The sequence below is a fragment of the Marivita sp. NO-S04 genome (assembly GCF_059070475.1).
Window position 1 is genome coordinate 441803 of sequence record NZ_CM180980.1, and the last position, 24276, is coordinate 466078.

General features: G+C 61.1%; 22 protein-coding genes. 5 read left to right on the plus strand and 17 right to left on the minus strand.

Annotation, left to right across the window (positions count from 1 at the left end; genetic code table 11):
• Positions 1 to 198: 198 nt before the first annotated feature.
• From ACK3EW_RS02330 to ACK3EW_RS02400, 15 genes are all read right to left on the minus strand, one after another.
• A complete protein-coding gene (locus tag ACK3EW_RS02330; protein WP_493808288.1) occupies positions 199 to 1170 on the minus strand; it encodes a lipase family protein in 972 nt (323 codons plus the stop codon).
• A 49-nt stretch (positions 1171 to 1219) separates the two neighbouring features.
• Positions 1220 to 1645 carry a DUF6795 domain-containing protein gene (locus ACK3EW_RS02335; protein ID WP_493808289.1) on the minus strand — a complete coding sequence of 142 codons (426 nt, stop codon included), beginning with the start codon at positions 1643 to 1645 and terminating at the stop codon, positions 1220 to 1222.
• 37 nt (positions 1646 to 1682) lie between these two features.
• A complete protein-coding gene (locus tag ACK3EW_RS02340) occupies positions 1683 to 2786 on the minus strand; it encodes a BMP family ABC transporter substrate-binding protein (RefSeq protein ID WP_493808290.1) in 1104 nt (367 codons plus the stop codon).
• A gap of 61 nt (positions 2787 to 2847) precedes the next feature.
• Positions 2848 to 3780 carry an ABC transporter permease gene (locus ACK3EW_RS02345; protein ID WP_493808291.1) on the minus strand — a complete coding sequence of 311 codons (933 nt, stop codon included), beginning with the start codon at positions 3778 to 3780 and terminating at the stop codon, positions 2848 to 2850.
• Positions 3771 to 4076: a hypothetical protein gene (locus ACK3EW_RS02350; protein ID WP_493808292.1), complete on the minus strand. Its 306-nt coding sequence runs from the start codon at positions 4074 to 4076 to the stop codon at positions 3771 to 3773. Before ACK3EW_RS02350 ends, ACK3EW_RS02345 begins: the two co-directional genes overlap by 10 nt.
• Complete coding sequence (locus tag ACK3EW_RS02355) at positions 4073 to 5161, minus strand: ABC transporter permease (protein WP_493808293.1); 1089 nt, start codon at positions 5159 to 5161, stop codon at positions 4073 to 4075. Before ACK3EW_RS02355 ends, ACK3EW_RS02350 begins: the two co-directional genes overlap by 4 nt.
• A 153-nt stretch (positions 5162 to 5314) precedes the next feature.
• Positions 5315 to 6838, minus strand: a complete 1524-nt coding sequence (locus tag ACK3EW_RS02360; RefSeq protein WP_493808294.1) for an ABC transporter ATP-binding protein — start codon at positions 6836 to 6838, stop codon at positions 5315 to 5317.
• Positions 6805 to 7746, minus strand: a complete 942-nt coding sequence (xdhC, locus tag ACK3EW_RS02365) for a xanthine dehydrogenase accessory protein XdhC (protein WP_493808295.1) — start codon at positions 7744 to 7746, stop codon at positions 6805 to 6807. Before xdhC ends, ACK3EW_RS02360 begins: the two co-directional genes overlap by 34 nt.
• The gene (xdhB, locus tag ACK3EW_RS02370; protein ID WP_493808296.1) at positions 7736 to 10147 is read right to left on the minus strand and encodes a xanthine dehydrogenase molybdopterin binding subunit; all 2412 of its coding nucleotides are present in this window, start codon (positions 10145 to 10147) and stop codon (positions 7736 to 7738) included. Before xdhB ends, xdhC begins: the two co-directional genes overlap by 11 nt.
• A complete protein-coding gene (gene xdhA, locus ACK3EW_RS02375) occupies positions 10144 to 11544 on the minus strand; it encodes a xanthine dehydrogenase small subunit (protein ID WP_493808297.1) in 1401 nt (466 codons plus the stop codon). Before xdhA ends, xdhB begins: the two co-directional genes overlap by 4 nt.
• Positions 11545 to 11713: 169 nt before the next feature.
• A complete protein-coding gene (locus ACK3EW_RS02380) occupies positions 11714 to 12181 on the minus strand; it encodes an SRPBCC family protein (RefSeq protein ID WP_493808298.1) in 468 nt (155 codons plus the stop codon).
• Positions 12178 to 12639, minus strand: coding sequence for an SRPBCC domain-containing protein (locus tag ACK3EW_RS02385; RefSeq protein WP_493808299.1), 462 nt, complete (start codon positions 12637 to 12639; stop codon positions 12178 to 12180). The genes ACK3EW_RS02380 and ACK3EW_RS02385 overlap by 4 nt, the downstream gene beginning before the upstream one ends.
• A complete protein-coding gene (locus ACK3EW_RS02390; RefSeq protein WP_493808300.1) occupies positions 12636 to 12965 on the minus strand; it encodes an ArsR/SmtB family transcription factor in 330 nt (109 codons plus the stop codon). Before ACK3EW_RS02390 ends, ACK3EW_RS02385 begins: the two co-directional genes overlap by 4 nt.
• A gap of 102 nt (positions 12966 to 13067) precedes the next feature.
• Positions 13068 to 13730, minus strand: a complete 663-nt coding sequence (locus ACK3EW_RS02395; protein WP_439119242.1) for a hypothetical protein — start codon at positions 13728 to 13730, stop codon at positions 13068 to 13070.
• Complete coding sequence (locus ACK3EW_RS02400; RefSeq protein ID WP_493808301.1) at positions 13727 to 14227, minus strand: hypothetical protein; 501 nt, start codon at positions 14225 to 14227, stop codon at positions 13727 to 13729. Before ACK3EW_RS02400 ends, ACK3EW_RS02395 begins: the two co-directional genes overlap by 4 nt.
• Before the next feature lie 163 nt (positions 14228 to 14390).
• Here ACK3EW_RS02400 and dnaE point away from each other — a divergent pair, with 163 nt between their 5' ends.
• Together dnaE and ACK3EW_RS02410 are read left to right on the plus strand one after the other, a co-directional pair.
• On the plus strand, positions 14391 to 17891 hold the full coding sequence (dnaE, locus tag ACK3EW_RS02405; RefSeq protein WP_493808302.1) for a DNA polymerase III subunit alpha: 3501 nt from the start codon (positions 14391 to 14393) through the stop codon (positions 17889 to 17891).
• Positions 17892 to 17977: 86 nt separating this feature from the next.
• Entirely contained in the window at positions 17978 to 18955 is a 978-nt protein-coding gene (locus ACK3EW_RS02410) for a hypothetical protein (protein WP_493808303.1), read from the plus strand.
• A gap of 8 nt (positions 18956 to 18963) precedes the next feature.
• Here the strand turns inward: ACK3EW_RS02410 and ACK3EW_RS02415 are convergent, their stop codons facing one another.
• Positions 18964 to 19164 carry a SlyX family protein gene (locus ACK3EW_RS02415; RefSeq protein ID WP_085631509.1) on the minus strand — a complete coding sequence of 67 codons (201 nt, stop codon included), beginning with the start codon at positions 19162 to 19164 and terminating at the stop codon, positions 18964 to 18966.
• Positions 19165 to 19375: 211 nt separating this feature from the next.
• On the opposite strand from ACK3EW_RS02415, the gene hisS reads away from it, so the two are divergent.
• The 3 genes from hisS to hisG are packed head-to-tail and all read left to right on the plus strand — an operon-like array spanning position 19376 to position 22847.
• Positions 19376 to 21061, plus strand: coding sequence for a histidine--tRNA ligase (gene hisS / locus ACK3EW_RS02420; RefSeq protein ID WP_493808304.1), 1686 nt, complete (start codon positions 19376 to 19378; stop codon positions 21059 to 21061).
• Positions 21061 to 22158, plus strand: a complete 1098-nt coding sequence (locus ACK3EW_RS02425) for an ATP phosphoribosyltransferase regulatory subunit (RefSeq protein WP_085631513.1) — start codon at positions 21061 to 21063, stop codon at positions 22156 to 22158. Before hisS ends, ACK3EW_RS02425 begins: the two co-directional genes overlap by 1 nt.
• Positions 22155 to 22847, plus strand: coding sequence for an ATP phosphoribosyltransferase (hisG, locus tag ACK3EW_RS02430; protein ID WP_493808305.1), 693 nt, complete (start codon positions 22155 to 22157; stop codon positions 22845 to 22847). Before ACK3EW_RS02425 ends, hisG begins: the two co-directional genes overlap by 4 nt.
• A gap of 52 nt (positions 22848 to 22899) precedes the next feature.
• Here hisG and ACK3EW_RS02435 read toward each other — a convergent pair whose 3' ends face one another.
• Entirely contained in the window at positions 22900 to 24219 is a 1320-nt protein-coding gene (locus tag ACK3EW_RS02435; RefSeq protein ID WP_493808306.1) for an ABC1 kinase family protein, read from the minus strand.
• Positions 24220 to 24276: the final 57 nt, after the last annotated feature.

A 24276-nucleotide genomic window follows, 5' to 3' on the forward strand; every position in this document is an offset into this window, starting at 1 on the left:
GGATGGCAGCCTTGTCACCTACGGTGCGCACGTTGCATTGCAGGTTTGCCTAAGGGCGCAGGACCACTGGCAACGCGAGGTCCAGTGTCGTCCTGACCTGATCCAGGTCTTCACCCGCGGCCATTTGGAGCAAAAGGCCAAGCGCCCGAGCATTGCCCTGTGCGCTTGGTCGATCCTTGATCGAGGTGAGCTTTGCGGTCACCTGATGCTGTCAATGGCCCGTCGTGCAATCGTCGCGATGAAACCGAAGAGAAGCCCGAGCACATATTTCAGAAATCCAAGGGTCAAATCTCCTGCCGTGTTTATTGCACGACCGAGAAAATGCGAGATGCCACTGATCAGTTTACGAACGGCGTCTGCCACGAGCTCCCCCAACTTGATCCCCTTGTGGATCATCTGCGCGATACTATCCACCAGCGTAAGGCCAGCGGTAACAACGCCGCCGACTGCAGTCCCGATGAGGTTAAGGATACCTTTAATGGCGTTGCCCAACGCCCAGATGCCCAGAGTGCTCATCGGAAGGGCGGAATAGGCTTTGCCAACCCAGAAGTCGATGCTTTTCATGTCTTCAATTTGTGCACTGTCAGAGGTTAGCTCGTTCCAGTTTTTCAGGAACACCGCTGGTTTATAGTTCGACATGAAGTGTGAGTTTATCGAAAGAAGTTGCCCACCGCGGTAAACGCGAAGTCCTCCGGGGTTCATCGGAGCGTGATAAAACGGAAAGATCGGCAGCATCGGGACGACATCCGACATGGCGTAAACCCGTTTAATGTTGCCGCTGGGAATCGCGGTGTGCATACGAAACACGAAGGGGGGTGTTCCCGGACGAGGCGCGCCAAACGTGTATAGGCAAATATTAGCGCGTTTCTGCAAGGCAAAGCGCATGGCAAAAAGGTTTGCAATAGCGCCACCAAGTGAGTGACCGATCACATGGATCGTGCTTGGGTTGCTGCCGCGCAAGGCATTTTCAATTCCCTCGACCATAGAGTTGTAGACACGGCAAAACCCCGTATGCACGGGTAGGCCACCCGGACCAACAGACACAGCAGCGTTTAAGTTTGACAACCAGTCCTGATTGATGGCGGTGCCCCGGCAGACAACTGCGATGTCGCCCGAGTGTTTTCCTTTGCCCGGCACAACCATTCCAAACCCTGTTTTGGAGGCAAACATCCCAGCGCCAGAGCGCCCGGCCACTGTACTGCCGGACAGATCAAAGCTTTCAAAGGTTTCGACTGCGCCAGTGGGCTGCGACCGACGACCTCTTGAAACCGAGTCGTCCCTCGGAATCTGTCACGGTTTCGTCTGAGCCCTCGCGATTGGTCCAGGCCCACGACCAGTTCCGCTTGATCGTCACGCCGGACACCGGGCGCCCACCCTCACCGTCGAGAAGGCATCCTTCGAGCGCTGAGGCTAGAACGAGTGAACCGCCAAAAGTCACCAAGCGCGGCCCCCTGTGAATATTAAAAGAGCGAGTGAAATCGCTTGGAAGAATTTTAACAAATAGCTCCTCCCGACCCAGTCCTCTGACAGGCCCGTAGAAAAGGGCTTTAGGGTCGCGTGCAATTGCCCTAGGGTCAAGCAAAGTTTTGGGCCAGCGCACATGTGCTGAAAAAACAGGGGCGCCAAACGGAAAAAAGCCCCGCATTGCGGGGCTTTTCCTGTTCCGGACGTGTGCGCCCCGATCAGTTCGGGATGTCGCCGGTGATGCCTTCGATGTAGAAGTTCATGCCCAGCAGCGTGCCGTCATCTGCGGTCTCGCCTTCGGCCAGCCATGCGCTGCCGTCCTGCTTGTTCATCGGGCCGGTGAACGGGTGGTATTCGCCAGCTGTGATCGCGTCGATCATTGCCTGCGCCTCGGCTTTCACGTCATCCGGGATGGCGTCGTTCATCGCGCCGATGACCACTTCACCCTCGGGCATGCCCGCCCAGCTGTCGATCTGCTCGTAGGTGCCGTCCATCAACTGGCCCACGCGCTTGACGTAGTAGGGCGACCATTCGTCGATGATGGAGGCGATGCGCGGGCCGGGTGTGCCGTCGTCATTGGTGGTAAAGGCCGCCATGTCAGACGCCTGACCAAAGCCCCAAGCAGAGCCACCTTCCTTGGCGATCTCGGCCAGTGGTGCGGTGGAATCGGTATGCGCGGTGATCACGTCAACGCCCTGATCGAGCATGGCGCGCGCCGCGTCGGCCTCTTTCGCAGGGTCGAACCATGTGTAGGCCCAGGTCACGACCAGTTCCACATCCGGGTTCGCCAGCTTGGCGTGGTGGTAGTAGGAGTTGATGCCCATGATCACTTCGGGGATCGGGAAGGAGGCGATGTATCCGATCTTGTTGGTCTGGGTCATCTTGCCTGCGATGTGGCCCACAACCGCACGGCCTTCGTAGAAGCGCGCGTTGTAGGTGGAGACATTCGGATGCTCGCGCTTGTAGCCGGTGGAATGCTCGAACTTCACATCCGGGAACTTGGCCGCGACATTGTTGGTCGGGTCCATGTAGCCAAAGGACGTGGTGAAGATGATGTTACAGCCCGACAGCGCCATCTGGGTGATGACACGCTCGGCATCGGCGCCTTCCGGCACGCTTTCCTGCCATGCAATTTCGACCTTGTCGCCGTACTCTTCCTTGACGGCCAACGCGCCCTGGTGGTGCTGGTAGGTCCAGCCACCGTCGCCGATGGGGCCAACATAGACAAAGCATGCCTTGGTCACGTCCTGCGCCATGGCGGGTGCGCCAAAGGCCAATGTCAGGCCTGCGGCAGCTGTCGCAAGTAAGGTTCTGCGGATCATAGGTAGTCTCCCGGTTTGTGGGGCGGCAGCGGCCCCGTTTGAGTAAGTACGCCCGATTTTATCACCGGGTCGCGTGGAAGGTCTGTCCAAGGTTTGCGGGCGCATCATGGCTGCTGCGGCTGCGGTTGGACGAGATGAAAACAAGCACGAGGATCGTTATCAGATATGGCGACATGGACAAGTACTGCACCCCCCATGTCATTCCAGCGGCTTGCAAATTCAGCTGCAACACGGTGATGCCGCCGAAAAGATATGCACCGACCAGAACGCGTCCCGCGCGCCAGCTTGCAAAGACCACGATGGCAAGCGCGATCCAGCCTGCGCCTGCCGTCATGCCCTCGGTCCATTGCGGAACGCGCACAAGGCTCAGGTAGGCGCCACCCAGCCCGGCACAGGCGCCGCCGAACATGATGGCCAGCAGGCGCACGCGGATCACCTTGTAGCCCAAGGCATGGGCGCTTTCGTGGCTTTCGCCCACCGCGCGCAGGATCAGCCCGGCGCGCGTGTATTTCAGGAACGCCCAGACGGCGACCACAATGCACAGGCTGATGTAGACCATGATGTCATGCGAAAAAAGCATCCGCCCCACCACGGGCAGGTCACTCAGGATTGGGATGTCGAGCTTGGGCAGAGTGACGGTCTTCTGCCCCTCGTAGGGTTTGCCCAGCAGCGAAGACAGGCCAAGACCCACAAGCGTCAGGCCCAGCCCGGTGGCAACTTGGTTCGACAGGAACACCTGCGTCAGCACGCCAAAGGTCAGCGACAACAAAGCGCCCGCAATCGCGGCGGTGGCAAAGCCCAGCAGCGGCGCGCCGGTGTTGATTGCCACGATAAAGCCGATCACAGCGCCGGTGATCATCATGCCTTCGACACCGAGATTCAGAACGCCCGACTTTTCGACCACCATTTCGCCGATGGCGGCCAGAAGGATCGGCGTGGCCGAGATCATGATCGAGGCGACCAGCAGGACGGGGTTGATGTTGCTCAGGTCCATACTGGAGCTCCGTGTGTCAGGTGAATGACAGCGGCAGTAAAAACCGCCACACCCGACATCAGCCAGATATGTCGCCACGAGGGGCGATGGCGCAACACACGCGCCAGCTCAGGCCAGCGCCGATGCAGTCCAAAGGCGACGCCCACCGCGGCCAGCCCGATTACCGCCAGATGGGCTAGCACAAAAAGCAGGCCCGATGCGCCACCGTCGCCGGTCAACACGCCATGCAGCATCATCAGCACCATGGCACCCATCATGATCCCCATGCCTATTGGCATCATATCCGCGCGTTTCATGTTGACACCTCTCCCTTGCCGATCCGCACACGGTAGTTGGTCAAAACATCCACCCCGAGCAGGAAGAACAGCAGCATTCCCTGAAACAGCTGGATCGACGCGCCCGGCACGCCCAGCATCAACTGCGCCAACTCGCCGCCAATATAGGTCAGCGCCATCAGCAACCCCGCCAGCAGGATGCCCACCGGGTGAAGACGGCCCAGAAAGGCCACGATGATCGCGGTAAAGCCATACCCCGACCCGAAGTCGATGCTGACTTGGCCCGCCGGTCCCGTCACCTCGAACAGTCCAGCCATCCCGGCCAATGCGCCCGCAAGGCCAAGGCAGAACAGAATGGTACGGGCGGGTGACACACCTGCGAACTTAGCCGCACGCGGGGCCTCTCCGGTCAGGCGGATGTTGAAGCCCTGAATGTGTCGGGTCAGCAGCACATAGGCGAGGATCACCGCAATAAAGGCTGTCAGCACACCCAGATGCATGCCCGTGTTCGGGATCAGTTCGAGGTTCTGTGACGATGACCATTGCGACAGGTTGCGTGAGCCGGGAAAACCCATGCCTTCGGGGTTGCGCAGGATGCCGGAGGACACCGAGGCCAGCAGGTTCTCGGCAACATAGACCAGCATCAGCGAGACAAGGATCTCATTGGTGCCGAATTTGACTTTCAGCAGCGCTGGGATCATCGCCCAGGCCCATCCCCCCAAGGCACCCGCAACGATCATCAGCGGCAGGATCAGCGCCGAGTCCATCGGATAAAGCGCAAGTCCTGCACCCGCCCCGCAGATCGCACCCATGATGTACTGACCCTCGGCCCCGATGTTCCAAATGCCAGCCCGGAACCCGATGGACAGGCCGATGGCGATCAGGATCAACGGTCCTGCCTTGACCAGCAACTGCGGCCGCGAAAACCCTTCGAATTGCGGATGGAACAGTGGATCCCAGAAGATCGTCCGGATTGCCTCGAAAGGCGATGTGCCGATCAGGCCGAACATGATGCCACCAAAGATCATCGTAAGGATCACCGCAAGGATCGGCGTTGCGACGGTCCAGGCTTTCGAGGGCTGCGGGCGTTTTTCGAGACGGATCATCTGCACCCTTCCCGTGTCGCGAGGTGGCTGTCGTTGGAATGTGCATATTTGGAAAAAGAAGAAGCGGGCAGGACAGAGCAACCTGCTGGCTTCTTCTTTTCAAAAATATGCAAAAGCACGGATGTCCCGGTGCGCCGAGTTTCGGCAAGGGCGTCACGCATCAACATGGGCCACCTCCATATCATGCGCACCGCCCATCATCAGGCCGATCTCTTCCATATTCAGGTCCACAACCGGCTTGAGAGCCGAAAGGCGCCCTTCGTTGAGAGCGCCAAAGCGGTCCGAGATTTCCAAGAGCTCGTCCAAATCCTGACTGACCACAAGGATTGCGGCACCTTTCGACGCCAGGTCAAGCAATGCTTGTCGGATCGCGGCTGCGGCCGCGGCATCCACGCCCCAAGTCGGCTGATTCACAACAAGGATATCAGGATCCTGCGCCACCTCGCGCCCAATGACGAACTTTTGCAGGTTGCCACCCGACAATGCGCGCGCGGCCACATGGGTGCCTGGGGTGCGCACGTCGAACCGTTTGATCACGTCTTCGGCAAACCGATCCGCGCGGCCCCAATTGATGAAGCCCTTTTTCACCAGATGTTGGCGGCGTCCTGCGGTCAGAACCGCGTTTTCCGTCAGGCTCATATTGGGTGCCGCAGCATGGCCCAGACGTTCCTCAGGCGCGGTCAGAAAGCCCGCCGCGCGTCTGTCTGTCGGTCCGTCACGGCTGACATCGGCACCCTTGACCCAGATCGTGCCGCGTTTGGTGGTCCGTTCGCCAGACAGCGCCAACAAGAGTTCATCTTGCCCGTTGCCAGCAACCCCACCAAAGCCCAGAACTTCGCCCGCGCGCAGTTCAAAGCTGATGCCGCGCAACGGCGTGCCGAACGCGCCCGGCGCAGGCATGGTCAGGTTGTCGACCCGCAGCAAAACCTCGCCCGGTGTGGTGTGTTTGGCGGCAGGGGAAGCAAAGCTCGACCCGATCATCATTTCCGCCATTGCGCGCGCGGTGGTCTCGGACGGTGTGCAGGTGGCGACCTTCTTGCCCAACCGCAGGATCGTCGCGTGATCGCAAAGCGCGCGAATTTCCTCGAGCTTGTGGCTGATATACAGGATCGCCGTGCCCTCGGATTTCAGTTTGCGCAGGGTCTGGAACAGGATTTCCACCTCTTGCGGAGTCAGAACCGACGTTGGCTCGTCCATGATCAGCAGCTTCGGGTCCTGGAGCAGACAGCGGATGATCTCGACCCGCTGCCGTTCGCCCGCCGACAGCGTGCCGACGGTGCGTGCAGGATCAAGCGGCAGGCCGTAGGTTTCCGAAACGTCGCGGATCTGCTGGGCCAGATCGCGTCGGGGCGGCGGGTTCTCCATCCCCAGTGCCACGTTCTCGGCCACGTCCAGCGCGTCGAAAAGCGAGAAATGCTGAAACACCATCGCGACCCCGGATTTGCGCGCGGCACTGGGCTCTGACGGCGCATATTGCGCGCCGCGTAGGGTCATGCTGCCCTTGTCCGGTTTCACCAGCCCGTAGATCATCTTGACCAGCGTGGATTTGCCTGCGCCGTTCTCGCCCAGCAACGCGTGGATTTCGCCTTCTCGGATGTCGAAGGACACGTCGTCATTTGCGACGACGCCGGGATAGGCTTTGGTCAGGCCTGAGAGGCGAAGGAGGTCGTCGGGCACTGGACACCTGCGTTGGTCGTTGAAAGGCTCAATAGTTGTGCTGCGACCCCAACTGCAATCGCCTGAGGATGCTTGCCAAGAGATTTTTGCCCAATCGGACAGCAAATGCGAGATATTTGGGCGTCTGTGTGGCCCAACTTGCGAAGTCGGGATGTGAACCGCGCCCATTTCGTGTCTGACCCGATCAGACCTGCGAACGCGAACCCGTGACGCAGCAGAGCATCACACAGGCTCAGATCCAGCGCGTGGGAATAGGTCAGGATCAGATGCGCGGCGTCTTGCGGCGCATGGGCCACGACACGCAGCGGGTCGCTGGCGGGCAGGGCGTTGACACCCTCTGGGATCATGTTAGGAAAGCGGTTAGGGGCGGTATCGACCCAAGTGATTTCGATCTCGGGCATCGGGTGCAGCACCTCGACCAAGGCCCGCCCGACATGTCCAGCCCCCCAGATCCAAAGCGGTGTCGTCGGCTGTGCCACAGGCTCCACGAACCAGCCCTGCACCATGCGCGTGCGCAGGTCCACGCCCTGATTGCGGGCGCAGGTGGTCAGGCGTTTGACAGCCAGAGGCATCTCGCTCGGGCCACGGGCAATGACGGTTTCGCAGTCCAGTGTGGCAAGCCGGTCGGCATCGTAGACCTCGGTCAGGAGTGTTACCGCACCGCCGCAGCATTGGCCCAGTTCCGGCCCCAACGGATGTCGGCTGAACCCCTCTCGGGCGAAGGCCTGTTGCGCCGCCTGATATTCCAACGCGCCACCGCCGATAGTGCCCGATTGGCCACCGTCCCAGACCAGCATCGCAGCCCCCACCTCGCGCGGGGATGAGCCCTGCACCTCGGCGATCACCACGCGGGCGACTTGGCCATGTGCCGCGATGGCCGCGCGCAGGGAAGTGAGATCAAACGCCATCACGCACCCTCTCGATCGCCGTCAGCACCCGTTCCGGTGTCGCAGGCGCGTCGAGCGCTGGGTAGCCAGCACCGCAGGCCGCAACAGCGTCCGACAGCGCCAGAAACACCGACATGCCCAGCATGAAGGGCGGCTCTCCCACCGCCTTGGAGCGATAGATCGTCTCCTCGCGGTTGGCCCCGTCCCAGAGCGCGACATTAAACACGTCCGGGCGGTCCGAACAGGCGGGTATCTTGTAGGTCGAGGGCGCGTGCGTGCGCAGGCGTCCCGACTGATCCCAGACCAGTTCCTCGGTGGTAAGCCAACCCGCGCCCTGCACAAACCCGCCTTCGATCTGCCCGATGTCGAGGGCCGGGTTCAACGACGTTCCGGCGTCATGCAGAATGTCGCTGCGCAGGATGCGGTATTCGCCGGTCAGCGTGTCCACCGCCACTTCGCTCACCGCAGCGCCGTAGGCGAAATAGAAGAACGGGCGGCCCTGTCCCTTGATCCGGTCCCAACTCAGCTTTGGCGTGCGATAAAAGCCTGTCGCCGACAGACTGATCCGCGCCTCATATGTCATCTGCGCGACCTTTGCGAAGCTGTAGCTTTCGCCCTGAACGGTCACCTGCCCACCTTCAAACACCACATCGCGTGCACCGCATTGGTGCAGGCTGGCCAGATGGTTCGCCATGCGGTCGCGGATCGTGTCGCAGGCCGCTTTGACCGCCATACCGTTCAGATCGGACCCGCTGGAGGCAGCGGTCGCGGACGTGTTCGGCACCTTGCCGGTGTCGGTCGCGGTGATCTTGACCATCTCCAGTGACACGCCAAACCGGTCCGCCGCCACTTGCGCCACCTTCTGGAACAAGCCCTGTCCCATCTCGGTGCCACCATGGTTCATGTGGATGGAGCCGTCCTGATAGACATGCACCAGCGCGCCGGCCTGGTTCAGGTGCGTCAGCGTGAAGGAAATCCCGAACTTCACCGGCGAAAAGGCAAGGCCCTTCTTGATCACCGCATTGCCCGCGTTCCACTCCGCCACCGCAGCACGCCGCGCCTCGTAGTCTGCATCCTCCAGCAGCCGATCCGTCATCTCGTGCAGGATGAAATCTTCGACCACCTGCCCATACGGCGTTGTTTGCGCAGCCTCAGCGCCCAAAGCTCCGGTGTTCTCCACAAGCTCCTCGGACCCGCGCGAGGCGATGTCCTGCTGCTTCATCTTGCCCGGTAAACTCCGGGGGGGCGCCGCAGGCGCGGGGGGCTGGCCCCCCTCGACCTCTGCCGCATAGTAATTTGCCCGCCGCACCGCGACCGGGTCCATCCCCAGATCATGGGCGATGTGGTCCATCACCCGCTCCATGCCCAGCATCCCTTGCGGGCCGCCAAAGCCGCGAAAGGCGGTGGCGCTTTGGGTGTTGGTCTTGAGCCGGTGGCTTTCGATCCGCGCGTGGGGCAGGTGGTAGGCGTTGTCAGCGTGCAGCATGGCGCGGTCGGCCACTGGGATCGACAGATCCTGTGCCCAGCCACAGCGGGTGTATTGCTCGAACTCGATACCGGAAATCACACCCCGATCATCGAATCCGACGCGGTAGGCGATGCGGAAATCATGGCGTTTGCCGGTGATCATGAAATCATCGTCGCGGTCGTAGCGCATCTTGGCAGGTTTGCCGGTCGCGGACGCCACTACGGCGCAGGCAATCGCCAGCGCGTTGCCTTGGCTTTCCTTGCCGCCGAACCCGCCGCCCATGCGCCGGGTTTCGACCCGGACTCCATGCATGGGCAGGTGCAGGGCGTGCGCCACCTTGTGCTGGATTTCGGTCGGGTGCTGGGTCGAGGCATGCACCACCATGTCGCCGCCTTCCTGCGGCAGGGCCATGGCGGATTGGCCTTCGAGGTAGAAATGCTCTTGCCCACCCATCTCGATCACGCCGCTGATCTGGCGCAGGGCAGTGTCGATGGCTTCACCCGCATCGCCCTTTTCCCAGATGCGGGGGCCGTCCTCGAAACGGCTGTCGGCGGCCAGCGCCTCGTCGATGGTCAGGATCGCGTCGCGTTCCGCATAGCTGATCTGGCCCAGCCGTGCTGCCTTGCGGGCGGCAAGGTGGCTGGTGGCGGCGACCAGAAAGATCGGCTGACCAAGGTAGTGAATCGTGGCGCCCGACAGCATTGGCTCGTCATGGGCCGAGGGCGAACAATCGCAGTCGCTGGGCAGGTCTTTGGCCTCCCACACACCCACCACGCCCGGCGCGGCGCGCACCGCGTCGAGGTTGATCGCGGTGATGCGCCCGGCGGCGATGGTGCTCAGGCCGAAGGCCAGATGCAGCGTGCCTTTCGGCGTTGGGATGTCATCGACATAACGCGCCTGTCCGGTGACATGCAGCTGGGCGGCGTCGTGGGGCAGGGGTTTGGCGACGCTCATGCCGACACCTCTAACACGTTGGACGCGATCCCCTGATCCTCGTGCCAATAGCGCAAAAGCATGTTTTCCGCTGCGTGCAGGCGGTAATCTGCAGAGGCGCGCATGTCGGACAGGGGCGCGTAGTCTTCAACCATCTTGGTCATCGCAGCGCGGATGGTGGCCTCGGACCACGCCTTGCCGGCCAAGGCGGCCTCAACGGCGCGGGCGCGCTTCGGTGTGCCGGCCATGCCGCCGAAGGCGATGCGGGCCTCTGTGATAGTGCCATTTGAAACGATGATGTTGAACGCGCCGCAGACGGCAGAGATGTCCTGATCGAAGCGTTTGGACAGTTTGTAGACCTTCAGCCCCGGCGCGTAGCGCGGGATCGTGACGGCTTCGACAAACTCGCCTTTGGCGCGGTCCTGTTTGCCGTAGTCGACGAAGAAGTCTTCAAGTGGCATATCGCGGCTGTGATCGCCTGCGCGCAGATGCAGCTTCGCCCCCATCGCGATCAGCGCGGGCGGATTGTCCCCGATGGGCGAGCCATTGGCGATGTTGCCACCGATGGTCGCTGCCGCGCGCACTTGGGCCGAGCCATAGCGGCGGATCATTTCGGCGTAAGATGGGTGCAGGTCTTTCACGGATGCCAGAACTCGGTCCATTGTTACCCCTGCGCCTATGCGCAAGCTTTCGTCGGTTTCCTCGATCTGTTGCAGCTCGGTACAGCGGTTGAGGAAGATCACATCGTCCAGATCGCGCAGCGATTTGGTCACCCAAAGCCCCACATCCGTTGCACCCGCGATCAGTGTCGCGTTGGGGCGGGCTGCGTAGGCGGCGGCGAGATCGTCCAGCGTTTCAGGGGCGTTGAGGCTGGGGGGCTGTCTGCCCCCCAGACCCCCCGAAGGTATTTTCGAGCCCAAAGAAGCAGGGGGCGTGTCTTTGAGCCAGTCGGACACGGGTTGGTCACTGGCGGCTTGTGCGGCGCGGATGATCGGGGCGTAGCCGGTGCAGCGGCACAGGTTGCCAGCCAGCGCGTCGTCGTGGTTCTGGTCGCCGTTGAGATGCGCCACGGCCATCGACACGACGAACCCCGGCGTACAGAAGCCGCATTGCGAGCCGTGATGGTCGATCATCGCCTGTTGCACCGGGTGAAGGTGGCCATCGGGGCCGCTGATGCCTTCGACCGTCCGCACGGCGCACCCATCAAGTTGGGGCAGAAAGAGGATGCAGGCATTGAGGGCGCGAGCGCTGCGGGCGTCGGTGACCATGACAGTGCAGGCCCCGCAATCGCCTTCGTTACAGCCTTCCTTGGTGCCGGTGAGTCCGCGCTCTTCGCGCAGCCAATCGAGCAGCGTTGCCGTGGGGGACACGTCTCGCAGCTCCACGCTCTCTCCGTTCAGAAGAAAGGTGATATCCATGTGAAAAACCTGCCGCCTTACCATTATGCCCCGTGATATGCGCGCCCTCGATGCGGCGTAGAAGATGCGCGGGGTGTTCCCTGTTATGCCTCAAGGCTAGGCAAGCGAGGCGCGGTTTGGCAAGAGAATTTGTGTAGAAGTCGTGACTTGTGCTGGTCGAGTGCCTGTTTCAAAGGCGTTGAGCGAGCGCTGCCAACTGCTCGAGAGTGGTGCCCCATCCGTCGAAAAAGCCCATTTTTTCGTGTTCGTCACGCTTTTTCGAATCGGAGTGCATGACATGAGCAGCGTAGAGCGTGCCGCGGTCCTGTGGGATCAGGTGGATATCGGCGGTCATGAAGGCTGGATTGGGGGAGGGGCGAAAACCGGACAGAACACCGTCGGTGAACACCAGCCGGGTGTACCGGTCGGCCAGCAGGAAACACCCGTCGTTTTCCATCAGCGTGCCATCGGGCAGTTTCATCACGTTGAAGGCGCGCCCGCCGGGGCGCAGGTCGTTGTCGACCTCGGTCACTTCGACAGGATGCGGCACGAACCATTGTTTGAACAGCGCTGGCTCTGCCCAGCAGCGCCAGATGGTTTCGGGTGCGGCGTTTATCAGGCGTTCGATCCTGAGATCGGCGTCAGGGTTGAAGGTCATGCCAGCGTTCCTGTGCTGATGAGCTGGTCAAGCCGGGCGAGGCTGCTGGTCCAACCTGATTGGAAATCGTCCTGCATGTCGTCGCCGGTCATCGAGGCGACCGCGACATCGACGGTAAGAGTTGTGGCCGGGCCATCTGCCTCCAGCACATAGGTGACCAGTGACACGCCGAACCGTTGCCCGCCTGCGGTGACGGTTTCGGTAAAACAGGCGCGGGTGGGACTTTCGATGTGATACCAATGCGTATCGACGGTGAATTCCGGGTTGTCCGCAGGCCCGCAGCGGTGGCGATCCTGCCCACCTTCGCGCAGGTCGGTGGTTTCCAGCACCAGCACAACGTCGTCTGACGGTCCGCCCCAGAGTTCACGCGACTTTGCGTCTGTCAGAAGGTGCCACAGGCGGTCTTTCGCTGCGGCGATGGTGCGGGTCAGGCGGAAAGTGGCGATGGGTGCGGTCATGTTTTGGGCCTTTCACGGGCTTCGGCCAGCGCCTGCAACCGGTTCAGACGGCCCTCCCAAAGCTTGCGCTGTCGGGCGAGCCAATCTTCGGCGGCGGCCATGGGGGCGGCTTCGATGTGCAGGATGCGGGTGCGGCCGGTTTTTTCCGACCGCACCAGACCGGCGCTTTCAAGCTTGCCCAGATGTTTGAGGAAAGAGGGTAGCGCCATGTTATGGGGTCTGTGCAGGTCAGAGACACTGGCGGGGCCGTCGAGCAGGCGTTCGATCACTGCCCGGCGGGTCGGATCGGCCATTGCGGAGAAAACTGAGTCGAGATGGTTAGCCATATGGCTAGGTAATTTCAGCGATCAATACCTGTCAAGAAAAAGCTAGCCAAGTGGCTAACAATTGTGATTGTAGGCGCAGACTTTCAGTTCATGGCACGCCAATCATGCGCCAAAAGCGAAGATTGCCAGTGGCACGGGCAAAACGGCAATCGCAACAGTGAGCAGGAAGGCAGGCACAGAGAATACGCCGCTCATTCCGGCAGCAAAGGCAAGCCCACCTCCACCCCCGATCACGGCATTTCCCGGCACGTTGATCAGCACGGCAAGTGCGACGTATCGGTGCCGTGCCAGCCGCCGCAGCGCCGGCTGGCCTGTCATGGCGATCAGCATGTCGGGGCGATCCTTGCGGTCGATTGCGCAGAGCTGTTCCAGAAATTCGGCAATCCGCATGATACGCAATGCGCGCAGGGTCCGGGCCGCTGCATCAAGCGGCACCAGACGGCCCACACTATACGCCAGCGTCAGGCTGAGGATTGTCGCCAGATAGATAAACGGTGCCATCTGCGCGCCGAACACGGTGAGCAGGGTCATGCCGATTTCGGCTCCGGGTACGAAGGGCAGTGCTGTGATCAGGACGTAGCTGAGCAGCCCCAACAAGATCATCTTGTGCATCAACGCTTCATTGTGCGGCATGACCTCGAACCCAAGGGCGTCCTTGACCTGCGCTGACAGGTGCACGGCCCCCAGCAGGACAGCGATCAGCACTGCAAGGCGCAGCGCCAGACCAAGGTAAAAGCGCAGGTCCGCCGTCTGGTCGTCGGTCATAGGTTGGTCAACACCTCAACGGGCTGATCCGACAAACTTCCCTTGAACTCCAGCACCTGCTGGGTGTTCCAATACCAGCGCGACACGGTCCACGTGACGGTGCCATAAACCGCGTCATCTCGGACCGTTCCGCGCCAGACCATAGTTGTCGTTTTGGTGGGACAGTAGGCTTCGACGATGAAATCCGTGCCGCCTTCGACCTCGCGCACAAGATAGGCGCTGGGCGGGTAGTTGCATCGGTCGGTGCATTCGCGCGACATGAACAGCCCGTCGCTGAACTGCACATAGTCCTCAAGCTCGGGTGGTTTGCCCTGCAATCCCATGACCGTGTCGAACCGCAGGCCGTCCAGTGGCCCCGTGCCCGACGGATCGCGCAGCGCCATGAGCATCTTGCGAGGGGTGGCAGTCGCGTGATCGGCATCGCTTGGTTCCTTCAGGATGAGGGTCGTCACACCGCCGAGCATCAAGCATCCGATGAGGGCAAAGATCCATTTCATGCACGATTCCTTTGCGGGACAGCTTAGGGCCTTGTTCCGCTTAAGGATACAGCCAAGCCTTTGTTCTGTATTTCAGGGAGGCTTGAGCCGGTCACATGTAATCCTGTGGAAAACCGAGATCTGGGGCTTTCACACAGGCCGACCCCAGCATATCGTGGACGTCATGGCTGATCCCCGATTCATTCACCTGCGTGTCCATTCCGAATATTCGCTTTTGGAAGGGGCGGTGCGGCTCAAGAAGCTGCCTGATCTGTGCACGGCCAAAGGTATGCCAGCGGTGGCGCTGACCGATACCAACAACCTCTTTGCGGCGCTGGAGTTTTCGGTTGGTGCGGCGGGGGCGGGCATTCAGCCCATCATCGGCTGTCAGGTTGACCTTCGGGTGGCTGACCCCGTGCCGGGTGAGCGGGCAAAGCCGCCTGCGCCTGTGGTTCTGCTGGCGCAGAGCGAAGTCGGGTACGAGCATCTTATGAAGCTCAATTCCTGCCTTTACCTGCGTCGGGATGGGGAATTGCCGCATGTGACGCTGGACGAGCTGGAACAGTACAGCGACGGAATGATCTGCCTGTCAGGTGGGCCGGATGGGGCGGTGGGGCGTGTCCTGCAACAGGGCAACCGTGGTGCCGCCGAGGCGGTGATGCAGCGGTTGGCCGGGATGTTTGGTGATCGGCTTTACGTCGAGTTGCAGCGGCATCCAGGGGAGAACGGTCTGCCGGAAAATGAACGCCTGACCGAACGCCCCTTTGTCGAAATGGCCTATGCGATGGGTCTGCCCCTGGTGGCGACCAACGATGTATATTTCCCCAAATCGGACATGTACGAGGCGCATGATGCGCTGATCTGTATTTCCGAGGGTGCCTATGTCGACCAGCAAGAACCGCGCCGCCGTCTGACGCCGCAGCACTACTTCAAGTCGCCGCAAGAGATGACGACGCTGTTTGCCGATCTGCCCGAGGCGATCCAAAACACGGTTGAGATCGCCCGGCGTTGCGCCTTCATGGCCTATCGCCGCGATCCGATCCTGCCGAAATTCGCGGATGACGAGGTCGAGGAACTGAAGCGGCAGTCACGCGCGGGCCTCAAGGATCGCCTTGCCGTGATCCCGCATGCCGCTTCGGTCGAAGAGTATGAAAAGCGGCTTGAGTTTGAGTTAGGCATTATCGAAGGCATGGGCTTTCCCGGATACTTCCTTATCGTTGCCGACTTCATTAAATGGGCCAAGGATCAGGACATCCCGGTGGGGCCGGGACGGGGCTCGGGGGCGGGCTCTCTGGTGGCTTATGCGCTGACCATCACCGACCTAGACCCATTGCGCTATCAGCTTCTGTTCGAACGGTTCCTCAACCCCGAACGTGTCTCTATGCCAGACTTCGACATCGACTTCTGCATGGACCGCCGTGAAGAGGTGATCCGCTACGTTCAGGACAAATATGGCACCGACAAGGTGGGCCAGATCATCACCTTTGGTGCGCTTTTGTCCAAGGCGGCGGTGCGCGATGTGGGGCGCGTGTTGCAGATGCCCTATGGGCAGGTGGACCGCCTGTCCAAGATGATCCCGGTCGAGGGTGTAAAGCCGGTAAGCATCCAGAAGGCACTGATCGACGAGCCGCGCCTGCGCGAGATGGCGCGTGAGGAAGAGGTGGTGGACCGGCTTCTGACCTACGGTCAGCAGGTCGAAGGGCTGCTACGCAACGCGTCGACCCACGCTGCCGGTGTGGTGATCGGGGACCGCCCGCTGGACGCGCTGGTGCCGCTTTACCAAGACCCCCGCTCGGATATGCCGGCGACCCAGTTCAACATGAAATGGGTGGAACAGGCGGGGCTGGTCAAGTTCGACTTCTTGGGCCTCAAGACGCTGACCGTGATCCAGTACGCGCTGGACATGATCTTCAAGACCGGGCGCGATCTGCACATCGCCGCCGATGGGACAGAGCTTTACCAACCCGCCAAAGGCGCAGAAAACGACATCAGTCATATCCCTCTGGATGACGAAAAAAGCTACAAGCTCTACGCCGCCGCCAAGACTGTCGCGGTGTTCCAGGTGGAAAGCTCGGGCATGATGGATGCGCTCAAGCGCATGAAGCCCACCTGCATCGAGGACATCGTGGCACTTGTGGCGCTGTATCGTCCCGGCCCGATGGAGAACATCCCGACCTATTGCGAGGTCAAGAACGGGCTGAAAGAGCGCGAGTCGGTGCATCCGCTCATCGACCACATCCTTGAGGAAACGCAGGGTATCATCGTCTATCAGGAACAGGTGATGCAGATTGCGCAGGTCATGGCGGGCTACAGCCTTGGCGGTGCCGACCTGCTGCGTCGTGCGATGGGTAAAAAGATCAAAGAGGCGATGGATGCCGAACGCCCGAAATTCGAAAAGGGCGCGGCAGAGAACGGCGTCGAGGCGAAAAAAGCCTCCGAGGTGTTCGACCTGCTGGAGAAATTCGCCAACTACGGCTTCAACAAATCCCACGCTGCTGCCTACGCGGTGGTCAGCTACCAGACAGCATGGCTCAAGGCGAACCACCCGGTCGAGTTCATGGCAGGGGTGATGAATTGCGATATTCATCTGACCGACAAGCTGGGTGTGTTTTTCGAAGAGGTGAAGAAGGGGCTAAGCCTGCCGTGGGTGCCGCCTTGCGTGAACCGGTCTCAGGCGATGTTCGATGTACAGGACGGGGCGTTGGTTTATGCGCTGGGCGCCCTGAAGAACGTTGGTGTTGAGGCGATGAAACTGGTCGTCGACGGGCGCGGTGATAAACCATTTGTTAACCTGTTTGACGTCGCGCGACGGGTTGATCTGAAGCGCGTGGGCAAACGCCCGCTGGAAATGCTTGCGCGCTCCGGTGCCTTCGACCAGTTGGACCGCAACCGCCGCCGCGTGTTCGAAAGCCTAGATGCGCTGGTCGGCTATTCGGCTGCGATCCACGAACAACGCGCCTCGGCGCAGGTGTCGCTGTTCGGTGAGGCGGGTGACGACCTGCCAGAGCCACGCCTGTCGCCGGTTACTGATTGGCTGCCCGCTGAACGCCTTTCAGAAGAGTTCAAGGCTGTGGGCTTCTACCTTTCTGGTCACCCGCTCGACGATTACATGACCGCGCTCAAACGCAAAGGCGCGATGACGCTGGATGATGTGCTGGCCAAGGCACAAAACGGGCCGTGTGTGGTCAAGATGGCGGGGGTCGTGGCAGGGCGACAGGAACGCAAGTCAGCACGCGGTAACCGCTTTGCCTTTGCCCAGCTCAGCGATCCAACCGGGGCGTACGAGGTCACGCTGTTCTCGGATACGCTTGAGGCGGCACGCGATCACTTGGAAACCGGATCGAAGGTCATGGTCACCGTTGAGGCGACGCTTGAATCCGATCAGCTTAAACTGCTTGGGCGATCCGTGGCGCCCGTGGATATCGCCGTGGCTGACGCGGTGAGCATGGGGCTGCGCATCTTTGTCGATGAGATCGACGTTGTCCCGCACGTGGCCTCGGTGCTGTCCCGTGCGGCGGACCAATTGCCCAAGGCCGGCAAGGGGCCGATCCGGATATGTTGTCTGAACGCGCCTGGCCTGCCCGGTGAGGTTGATGTGGCGCTGGCGCGCGAGTTCCCTGTGACGCCAGAAATCAAGGGCGCAATCAAGTCGCTGGGCGGTGTACTCGACGTCGAAGAATTATGATCCTCGCACGGCGGAAAGTCGCGTGCGGCTTGCTGGACGGGAAGAACGCGCGTCGCTAGGGTGCCGCATCGGAGTTGGGGGAACAGATGATCCGTATCGCGGCAATCCTGATCGTGTGCAGTCTTGTGGCCGGATGTGCCAGCGATCCTCTCAGCGGTGTGCCGCGTTTATCCGAAACTGACGTGACCGACAGCGACATCCAAGCGGCATTGCGCAGCGATGCTGACATCGTGGACGACGCGGGTGTCACGCCAGAGGCACAGCCCACCGGCTTTTTCGGACGTCTTTTCGGGGCGGGCGATGGGGCGTCGCAACCAGCGGTGGCCGAAGCTGCGGCTGACGTGGACGCCACGATTGTAGAGTCCGAAAATGCAGATGCGACAGCCGAAGTACCGCCACCTGCCAGTGAGCCTGCGCCGCGCCGTGGCTTGCTTGGGTTCTTGAGCCGGGCTGCGCAGGCGGCTCAGGCAGATGATGGCACCCAATTGGCCGCCGCTCCGCCGCAGACGCAGAGTGATGCCACTCCTGCGGTGGAAATCGCACGGACCCGAGGCCCAAAACCAGACGCGCCGGATTACCGGATTGTCCCGATGGGCACCGCTCTGCCTTACGGCGTGCTTGCACGGGTATGTGACGTACCGGATCGGCAGCTTGGTACTCGGGTCGAGAGATATCCCGAGTCGCGGTCGGTCTATGCGCTTTACGATTCACAACCCGGCAACACCGCCCCCCACACATTCTACGTAACCGGGTTTGATGATGGATGTGCGCGGCAGTTTACGGCGGCGTTGGCCTTGTTCGGCAGCCCCGAAACACACGAACAGTTGCGCTATGGTTTGCCGTCCAAGGTTCAGCCCTATTCGTCGACCGATGCCGCATACGAGATCCTGAAGTCGCGTGTGTGTCGTGTTGGAAAGGGCAAGCCATGCGGGTCGTCCATGTCGCAACTTGCGCGCACGACAGCTTTTGTCAGCGTTTATGAAACGTTTGGATCGAACCCGGAATGGAAGACGATTTTGCTGCATGACGGCGAAGTTGTGGAAACTGACATTCGCAGCAATTAAGTTGCGGTCTAGTAATGTGGCGGGCGTTCATCGCCAAGCACCATACCGCCAGATCCTTCGGCTTCGCGTTCGGCCTCGCGCATCAACAACATTTCGACCCGCGCAGTCAGGCGGTCGATTTCCTTGGCCTGTCGCGCGACGGTGTCAGACAGGTCGTCGGTAATGCGCATCAGATGTGCGATGCGTTCTTCAAGGGCGGTGGTATCCATGTGCCACAGATGTGCCGACTAAGCGGCGATGGCAAGAGGCAATAGGTCCGCAAAGTGACCTATTGTTTCGCGCGCGAAACATTGGGTCCGATCCGGCCCATTTAACCTTTTGTTAACCAACGCGCCTATACGGGAGGTGCGGCTCTGCTTGCCCCCTCGGGTTCCAGCGTTTAGAGGAGGCGCGACACTCAAGCCCAGACGGGAATTGACCATGGCCAAAGAGAAAAAAGCCCCCAAGCCCAAGGCGCAGACGCCCAAGGGCTTTCGCGACTATTTCGGCACGGAAGTAACCGAACGCGCCGAGATGTTGGCGCAGATCGCAGGGGTCTATCATCGCTATGGGTTCGACGCTTTGGAAAGCTCTGCGGTAGAGACCGTTGAGGCGCTGGGCAAGTTCCTTCCCGATGTCGACCGCCCCAATGAAGGCGTGTTTGCGTGGCAAGAGGACGAAGACGGCGACAAGGGCGATTGGCTGGCGCTGCGTTATGATCTGACAGCGCCTTTGGCGCGGGTCTATGCGCAACACCGCAATGAACTGCCGCTGCCATACCGGCGTTACGCCATGGGCCCTGTCTGGCGCAACGAAAAGCCGGGGCCGGGGCGGTTTCGTCAGTTTTATCAATGCGATGCGGATACTGTTGGGTCTGGGTCTGTTGCCGCGGATGCAGAGATTTGTGCGATGTTGGCGGACTGCCTTGAGACGGTCGGTATCTCTCGTGGGGACTACATCATTCGGGTGAACAACCGGAAGGTTTTGAACGGGGTTCTGGAGGCGGTGGGATCGCCAGCTATTCCGACGCCTTTAAATGAACCGTTTAAGGGTCGCCAAAAACCAACGCCGCTCTCCGATGAAACTCGCAACGCCGTTTTGCGCACCATCGACAAGTTCGACAAGGTGGGCGAGGCTGGTGTCCGCGAGTTGCTCGGCAAGGGACGGCTGGATGCCTCTGGCGCCTATATCGACGGTGTGGGGCTGAGCGATGCGCAGGCCGAAATAGTAATTGGTTTTCTGACGGCAAAAGACCGCGCTGTCTCCCGGATCGCCAACGAACTGGAAACAAGATCGGACGGCGATTCAGATGAGTATAGGCTCTTGGCGCAGGCATGGTCTTTAGAAAAAGGCCCGGACAAAGCTCGTGGATTGAAACATACGGCACTAACCGGAGGGACAATCGCAAATCGAGTTCTAGGGTACCTAATGGAACTGGTAGGGACATCCGAGCAAGGCCGGGAGGGCATTGCGGAACTCCGTGAGATTTCGGATCTACTTGTAGGTCTAGGCTATGGCCCGGATCGCATCGTCATCGACCCGTCGGTAGTACGTGGTCTTGGCTATTACACCGGCCCCGTGTTCGAGGCCGAGCTTACCTTTGAAATCCTTGATGAAAAGGGTCGCAAGCGGCAGTTCGGGTCGGTCGCTGGCGGCGGGCGTTATGACGATCTGGTCAAGCGCTTTACCGGCCAGCCGGTCCCCGCCACAGGGGTCAGCATCGGTGTGGATCGCCTTTTGGCCGCCCTGCGTGAAAAAGGCCGGATCGGCAGCCAAAGCGCGGGTCCGGTGGTGGTTACCGTTATGGATCGCGACCGGATGGGAGATTATCAGGCGATGGTGTCCGAACTGCGCAGCGCGGGCATCCGGGCCGAGGTTTATCTGGGGAACCCCAAGAATTTCGGCAACCAGCTGAAATACGCAGACAAGCGCAATTCGCCCGTAGCGGTGATCGAAGGCGGCGACGAAAAGGCCAATGGTGTGGTGCAGATCAAGGACCTGATCCTTGGGGCCAAGATCGCAGAAAGCGCGAGCCTTGAGGAATGGCAGGACCGACCAAACCAGTTCGAAGTGCCGCGTGATCAGCTTGTTTCCAAGGTGCGCGAGATCCTCGAAAGCTATTCCTGATGGCGCAAGACATTCCCTATAAGTCCCGCGTCCGGATCGAGGCCGAAGCCATCTGCGACGGCTTTGTGGCTGCTGGGGCCGCACGGTTTGAAACCGACATCCTGCTGTCCGCCGAGGTTCTGTTGGACCTATACGGCGAGGACATCCGTGCGCGAGCCTATGTGACGACGGACCCGGAACGCGGCGAGATGATGTTGCGCCCAGATTTCACCGTGCCGGTGGTGCAGTATCACATGTCGGGTGATGGCCTACCTGCAAGCTACACCTATTTCGGAGAGGTTTTCCGCAAACAGGAAGACCACCCGGACCGCCGCAGCGAATACATGCAGGTGGGGTACGAAGAATTTGGTGGCGCCAACGCGGCAGCGGCGGATGCTGATGTGTTTGGGCAGTTTTCTGACGCCTTGGCGCCGCTTGGCCTGCGCGCGGCGACTGGGGATATCGGTATTCTCATCGCCATGGTCGAAGGTTTAAACACCACCGAGGACCGGCGCGCGGCGTTGATGCGGCACATCTGGCGGCCCGCGCGGTTTACCGCTTTGGTCAAACGCTTTGCCGGTCTGACACCGGTGCCACCGTCACGGGCGGCACTGCTGGCCTCGGACGTAGGATTGCCTGAAGACGGTGTGATGATCGGGTTGCGCAGCGAACGCGAGATCGCAAACCGGATTGACGCCTTGCGCGCGGATGCGGCACAGGCGCCGATGTCGTCCGAGATTGTTGATCTGATCGCAGCGGTTCTGGCGGTGTCGGAAACCTGCCCGAACGCGTTGGAACACTTGCGCGATATCGCGGTTGATCTGCCCGGATTGCTGCCCGCTCTCGACCGGTTCGAGGCACGCTGCGAGGCGATGGTGCAGCGCGGCATCGACGTGGATGCGCTGCCGTTCGAGGCGTCTTATGGGCGCACGTCGATGGAGTATTATGATGGGTTCGTGTTTGGGTTTTACAGCGAAACACGGCCTGACCTGCCGCCCGTGGCCACGGGTGGGCGCTATGATGCGCTGACCCGGCGGCTGGGGCAGGGGCGCGAAAACCCGGCGGTGGGCGGGGTCATCCGGCCTGACGTGGTTCTCGAACTTGGGGGGCTGCGATGACGATCAAGCTGGGTGTGCCGTCCAAGGGGCGGCTGATGGAAAAGACCTTTGACTGGTTCGGCGCGCGGGGTGTGACGCTTTCTCGGACGGGATCAGACCGCGAATATGCGGGCGCGGTCGAGGGCGTGGACGGCGTTGATCTGGTCCTGCTGTCGGCTGGGGAAATTCCGCGCGAGCTGGCTGCGGGGCGCATTCACCTTGGAGTGACGGGCAACGATCTGATCCAGGAAAAGCTGGTGCAGTGGGATCAGAAGGTTGAACCGCTGGCACCCTTGGGCTTTGGGCACGCGAACCTGATCGTAGCGGTGCCGCATTGCTGGGTGGATGTAGATACGCTGGATGATCTGGACGGTGCGGCAGCCGCATTTCGCGCGCGGCACGGGTTTCGGATGCGGATTGCCACCAAGTACCACCGGCTGGTGCGCGATTACCTGCGCCGGGGCGGCGTGGCGGATTACCAATTGGTGGACAGTCAGGGGGCGACCGAAGGCACGGTCAAGAACCTGACAGCCGAGGCGATTGCCGACATCACTTCGACTGGTGAAACGTTGCGGGCAAACCACCTCAAGATCTTGGACGAACCACCTGTGCTGGAGAGTCAGGCGACGCTGTTCCGCAGCCGGGTGGCCGACAAGACCGATGCGGATCGTGCGGTGCTGCGGGCGTTGATCGACCGGTTGGGGGTGTAGCGCGGGGCAATCCGTCGGCGGATAGACCAAACCGGCCTGCGCGTTTGCCGCATCATATTTGCCGTTGGAACAAATCCCGCAGCGTGATGTGCGCGCGCAGGCGCGTGGCCAGCAGGAACAGTCCGGCGGCTTTGCGTTGCAGGTACAGTACCTCGGTCGGAGGAATATGCTGGATTGACCGATCACGGCCCAAGGCCATGCCACGGTCGCGCAGGTCGGACACCAGAGTGGTGTCGCCGAAATCGAACCCATCGGGATGCAGCATCGGTGCGTTTGCCATTTCGACCATGGCAAGAATCTCGAGGCGCGTCTTTTCAGGCAGGGCATTTGACAACAAACCAAGCCCGCGCAGGGCGTCGGCGATGCCGGTCAGGTCGTTGTCCAACGACGGCCGCAGGATCGCGCGGGACTGTGCAACGAGGTCTGGTGACAGAACCCGTGTTGCGCCGAAGTCGAGCAGTACCAGTTTTCCTGTGTCGGGCTGCCAGCGGAAATTGGCGAAGTTGGGGTCGGATTGAACGAGGTGAAATTCGAACACCTCGCGCATCATCAGGGTGATCAGCCGTTCGGCCATCTGGTTGCGCGTGGTCTGGTCCGCGTCTTCCAGCGTGTCGATCGGATCGGATGGGATGTATTCCATCGCGAGGATATCGCGCGTGGAGAGGTCGTCGTGATAGGCCGGGACGATGAAATCGGGGTCGTCTTTCAGAAGGTCGCCGAACCGGACAAGGCTGCGGGCCTCTTGGTCGTAGTCGGCCTCTTCGTGCAATTGTGCGCGGGCGTCCTCGAGCAGTGGTTTGAGGTCAAGGCCTTTGGGCATCATGCCGGATAGACGCATGAGGCTGGCAAGGTTGCGCAGGTCGCTGTCGATGCTGTCGCGGATGCCGGGATATTGCACTTTGATCGCCAGATCGCGCCCGTCGCGGGTCTGGGCGCGGTGGACTTGCCCAATGGAGGCGGCGGCGATGGGTCGGACGTCGAATTTTTTGAACTGTTTGGTGAAATCTGCGCCCCATGCCTTGGTCAGCACCTGTTTGAGCTGCGCCGGGGGCATGAAATGGGCCTGTGCTTGCAGCGGTCGCAGCACGGCAGCCAGTTCGGGTGTGAGCAGATCGCCCGCTTCGAGGGACAGGAGTTGGCCCATCTTCATCGCCGCGCCGCGCATCTGGGACAGTTGTTGCGTCAGGCGATGGGCGTTTGATGGGGTCAGGAACATATCGCGGGGCGACGGGCGTTGTCCGCGCAGTAAATGCTTTGCGCCTTGGGCCGCGGCAGAGGTCAAGAGGCCACCCGCCAGACCGCCCATACGGACGGCTCGGGAGGTGCGTCCTGTGGGGACGGCGCGGCTGCGCGGGTCGATGTCATCTTTCATGCGGGAGAGGTAACGCCCGGTTGCGCCGGGGCAATGCGGGCGCGCGCCAAAATTCGA